Source organism: Candidatus Photodesmus anomalopis, from assembly GCF_000731785.2.
In the GTDB taxonomy this organism is placed as follows: Bacteria; Pseudomonadota; Gammaproteobacteria; order Enterobacterales; family Vibrionaceae; genus Vibrio; species Vibrio anomalopis.
Genome location: NZ_JGVJ01000004.1, coordinates 1 through 4,230, shown reverse-complemented (window position 1 = coordinate 4,230; position 4,230 = coordinate 1). Strand labels below are relative to the sequence as shown.

General features: G+C 29.8%; 5 protein-coding genes and 1 tRNA gene. 4 read left to right on the top strand and 2 right to left on the bottom strand.

What is annotated here, in order from left to right:
- The first annotated feature begins 78 nt into the window (after positions 1-78).
- Positions 79-155, top strand: a tRNA-Trp gene (locus CF66_RS00635).
- Positions 156-178: 23 nt separating this feature from the next.
- Positions 179-946 (top strand): DUF1481 domain-containing protein, encoded by a 768-nt coding sequence (locus CF66_RS00630; protein WP_052541650.1) that lies wholly within the window; start codon positions 179-181, stop codon positions 944-946.
- A gap of 3 nt (positions 947-949) precedes the next feature.
- Here CF66_RS00630 and CF66_RS00625 read toward each other — a convergent pair whose 3' ends face one another.
- Together CF66_RS00625 and purE are read right to left on the bottom strand one after the other, a co-directional pair.
- Entirely contained in the window at positions 950-2,095 is a 1,146-nt protein-coding gene (locus CF66_RS00625; protein WP_016504211.1) for a 5-(carboxyamino)imidazole ribonucleotide synthase, read from the bottom strand.
- Positions 2,096-2,102: 7 nt separating this feature from the next.
- Positions 2,103-2,588, bottom strand: coding sequence for a 5-(carboxyamino)imidazole ribonucleotide mutase (gene purE / locus CF66_RS00620; protein WP_016504212.1), 486 nt, complete (start codon positions 2,586-2,588; stop codon positions 2,103-2,105).
- A 190-nt stretch (positions 2,589-2,778) separates the two neighbouring features.
- Between purE and tsaC the strand changes: the two genes are divergently transcribed.
- On the top strand, positions 2,779-3,330 hold the full coding sequence (gene tsaC / locus CF66_RS00615) for an L-threonylcarbamoyladenylate synthase type 1 TsaC (RefSeq protein ID WP_016504213.1): 552 nt from the start codon (positions 2,779-2,781) through the stop codon (positions 3,328-3,330).
- A gap of 61 nt (positions 3,331-3,391) precedes the next feature.
- Positions 3,392-4,219 carry a shikimate dehydrogenase gene (aroE, locus tag CF66_RS00610; RefSeq protein ID WP_034411184.1) on the top strand — a complete coding sequence of 276 codons (828 nt, stop codon included), beginning with the start codon at positions 3,392-3,394 and terminating at the stop codon, positions 4,217-4,219.
- The last annotated feature ends 11 nt before the right edge of the window (positions 4,220-4,230 follow it).

Here is a 4,230-nt window from a genome sequence, read left to right as displayed (position 1 = left end):
TCACGCCGGGGGTCGCGGGTTCGAATCCCGTCCACTCCGCCAAAAATTACTTTTTTCTCCATAAGGTGCTATTAATGTAGGGGTGTAGCTCCAATTGGCAGAGCAGCGGATTCCAAATCCGCTTGTTGGGAGTTCGATTCTCTCCACCCCTGCCATGCTATAATTAATTGCTTTAATATTGAAAAAAAATACTTCCAAAATTGTTAGTTTGATTAATTGTTTAGTTATCTTAAAAGTAATATCAACATGCGCTATATTTTTTTTTTCATTATCAACTTTTCTCTTTGGTTGTTTATTTCCTTCAGTGTTTAATTTTAATGTAACTCAATATACTACTGGTGAGTTAGTTCAAAATGGTTTGAGTTTTTATTGGTATACTAAAAAGTCTTCAAAATTAAAATCAGGAGCTGATTATTTAGATTTTGGTAATAATACTTGGTATAAAACTGACTATCTTTGGACTGATGGAGTACTTAGGGAATTAATTCGTAAAGGTGAAAAATTAAAAGCCACTCAGGAATTAGTACCTTATTATATTCACCTTCGTTTTAATCAGAAGGGGAGTGCCGTATATCAGCATTATCGTTTAGATCAAAAAATTTTTCCATTGACTCAAAAAGAATTATTTTCCTACCAAAAAAAAGCAAATGCGATGTTAAATAAAGTTGAAAGAAAAGCTAAAGAGGGTTTGCAGTTAATTCAAGGTTTTTGGGATGGAGCTGTATTTCATACTTGCTCAGGTAAACAGTATAATAAAATTGAATTTGCAGGGTTAGAAAATTTTTCTTTCGGAACAGCATCTGAAAATATATACGCTGTTTTTTTAGGTAAAGTAATTTATAATAGAATGATTATAAAAGATCTGCTGATGCTAATAGATAAGGAACTACAACCCGAAAAAATATGTATTAAAAGACCAGCCTATATTAGTTTAATAGATGATTGATTTTTATTGTTTAATAGATTGCTTTTCAATAAATTTATGTAAAGCAGAAAAAATATTTTTATCAAGCGATCTAGCTAGAATACGAAGCTTATAGTACATTGTATCAATATCGTTAGCAGAAACATTTATATGTCCCATTTTTCGAGAAGGTTGTTTCTTTTTTCCATACCAATGTATATGACAAGTATCTAAAGCCAGTATTTCATCAGGTAAAGAATCTATACCTAGTATATTAATCATTGATGTAAAACGAAGCAATTTAGTACTTCCTAAAGGCATTCCGCATACTGCACGTAAATGGTTTTCAAATTGACAAGTTTCTGTTCCTTGTTGAGTCCAATGTCCAGAATTATGTACTCTTGGAGCAATTTCATTAACTAACAACTGGCCATTAAATTCAAAAAATTCAATAGTTAAAACTCCCACGTATTGTAGTTTATTTGTAATGCTAATAAATATTTTTTTAGCTTGTTGTTGAAGTTCTAAATTGTTAATTGAAATTGACAAATTTAATATGCCGTTGGTATGTATATTTTCTGTTAAAGGATAAATCACACTAGTACCATCTTTTCCTCTTGCACCAATTAAAGATAGTTCTCGTTCAAAAGAAATGAGCTTTTCTGCAATGATAGATTGCTTATTTTCTGATGATATCCTAATACATTTTTCTAACATGTTCCAAGTAGCATTAATATCATCTGCTTTTTTTAAATACCACTGACCTTTTCCATTGTATCCACCTAAGGCCGTTTTTAATACCATAGGAAATCCAATTTGTTTAATTGCGTTTTTTAAGTCATTTTTTTTATTAATAATATTATAATTAAGATTATTAATGTTAAGCTTATTTAGCAAAGTTTTTTCAATACGACGATCTTTTCCAACTTTAATCATATGCATATTTGGTAGGAATTTTCCGCTCTTTTCACAAAGGTTTAAAACTTCATAAGAAATATTTTCAATTTCAGCAGTAATTACATCAGTTTGTTTTATAGCCTCAATCAAGCTAGAATATACGGGTGTTTGAGTCAATGGATGAATTACACTTTGAGTATGCAAATCAAATGCTGAAATTTTCATATTAAAAGGTCCGCCTGCTAAAGACAACATACGTGAAAGTTGCCCTGCTCCTATTATTAAAACACGCATATAATTATTAATCCTTTGTTGGGTCTTGATTTAATAGTACATTTTCAGTTTGTTTTTTACGAAATAATTGAATTTTATTCATGATCTGTTCATTAAATGTGCCTATAATTTGTGCTGCAAAAATTCCAGCATTCATTGCTCCTGCTTCTCCAATAGCCATTGTACCAACTGCAATCCCTTTTGGCATTTGTACGATGGAAAGTAAAGAGTCAAGACCTTTTAGTGCATTGGATTGAATTGGTACTCCAATTACAGGAAGACTTGTAAATGCTGCTATCATTCCTGGAAGATGCGCTGCATAACCAGCTGCTGCAATAATTACTTTGATTCCTCGTTCTTTAGCAGTATTTGCGTAGTCAGCTAAAAATTGTGGTGTTCTATGTGCAGATATGATTCGCATTTCATGTTTAATATGAAATTGCTTAAGTATATCTACTGATAATTTAATCGTCGGCCAGTCAGATTTAGAACCCATAATAACACTAACTTTCATTTATAAATTCCTTTAAATTAATTACCAGTACTAATATTAACTAGTTTAGTGTATTATATGATATGAAAAGAAGAATAGGAAAACATTTATGCATATTCTTTGTTTCTAGAAAAAACATCAGTACATAGATTATAGAAATAAGTATTTTATTATTTATAAATCAATTAGTTTTCATATATTAGAAATCCTTATGAGTAATTTAAACCTATTATTAAAAGGTCTAAAAAAAGGAAAGATTGTAGCATATCCAACTGAAAGCGTATTTGGGATAGGATGCGATCCCGATAATCTTCAAGCTATTCAAAAATTGCTTTGGTTAAAGCAACGTCCAATTAGCAAAGGATTAATTTTAGTAGCAAGTTCCTATCAACAATTGTTACCTTATATAGATGAAACTCAATTGACTCAAGCTCAACTTAAAAAGATACATGCAACTTGGCCAGGTCCTATTACATGGACTATGCCATCGAGTTCTTTAGTTTCTAATTTATTATCTGGTCAATTTAATTCGATTGCAGTAAGGGTTAGTAATCATCCAACAGTAAAAAAGATATGTTGTAAATTTGGTAAACCATTAATTTCAACAAGTGCCAATTTAACAGGGCAAAAACCGTGCATAAAAAGTGTTGATATCAAAAAGCAATTTGGTAAAAAAATATTTACTATATTAGATGAAGAAACTGGCAATCAAGATAAACCAAGTAAAATTTTTGATGCAAAAACTTTTATGCAACTTAGATAAATTAATAAAAAATAGATACTTTTTTCATTAAGGTTAATCTATTTTGTTTTATTTAAATCCAATGAACTCTTTCAAACAACCTGATGCTTATGCAGTATTTGGTAATCCAATTAAACATAGTAAATCACCATTGATTCATAGTTTATTTATGAAGCAAACTAAAGAAGATATCATTTATACTGCTAATTTAGTCCCAATCAATAGTTTTTTTAAAGTCATACAGACTTTTTTTAAATTAGGAGGAAAAGGTTGTAATATCACTTTGCCTTTTAAAAAAAAAGCTTTCCAATTTTCAGATAAATTAACTAAACGTGCTCAATTTGCAGGTGCAGTAAACACATTAAAAAAACTTGATGACGGTAGAATATTAGGTGATAATACTGATGGTGAAGGATTAGTAAGAGATTTATTATCTCAGTCAGTTATTTTAAAAAAAGCAAATATACTATTGATTGGTGCTGGTGGAGCTGCACAGGGTGTTTTAAAGCCATTATTAGAACGAAATCCGATGCAAATTGTTATTGCTAATCGAACTTTAAGTAAGGCAGAACAATTAGCAAAAAAATTTCAATTATATGGTAATGTTTTGCCATATAATTTCAATAACCTTAATAATAGTTTTGATCTTGTCATTAACTCAACATCAGCAAGTTTAAAAGGAGAAATTCCAAAAATTTCTCCTAGAATATTTAATTCAAAAACAATAAGTTATGATATGAATTATCAAAATAGAATCAGTTGTTTTAATCAATGGGCTAAAATTAATAATGTAATTCATATATACGATGGTTTAGGAATGTTAGTAGAGCAAGCTGCTGAGAGTTTTCTATTTTGGAGAGGGATAAAGCCTCATACAAAGGCAGTAATTCAGAAGCTAAAAAACATATAATAGCTATTTTA